Annotated in this window: 1 protein-coding gene; it reads left to right on the top strand. The window is 47.7% G+C overall.

Annotated features, from left to right (window positions below; genetic code table 11):
• The coding region (locus JIG41_RS06800; RefSeq protein ID WP_249406621.1) for a reverse transcriptase domain-containing protein at positions 1 to 283 on the top strand (283 nt) is incomplete at both ends.

Raw genomic sequence — 283 nt, 5'->3', positions numbered from 1 at the left:
GTTCTATCGCACTGACGAGGGAACACCACAAGGCGGGATCATATCTCCAACCTTGATGCTGATGACTCTTGCAGGTCTTGAGCAACGCATAAAGTCCACCGCACTTAAAAATGGGGCGAGAGCCAACTTTATAGGATACGCTGATGATTTCGTCGTCACTTGCACTTCAAAGGACGTGCTGGAGAACGATATCAAACCGTTGATTGCTGACTTCTTAGCACACAGAGGCTTAACGCTCTCCGAAGAGAAAACGCACATTACTCACATTAGCCGTGGTTTTGAC

This window comes from Pseudoalteromonas sp. bablab_jr011 (assembly GCF_016464045.1).
In the GTDB taxonomy this organism is placed as follows: domain Bacteria; phylum Pseudomonadota; class Gammaproteobacteria; order Enterobacterales; family Alteromonadaceae; genus Pseudoalteromonas; species Pseudoalteromonas lipolytica.
This window is presented reverse-complemented; position numbering and strand designations above follow the sequence as displayed.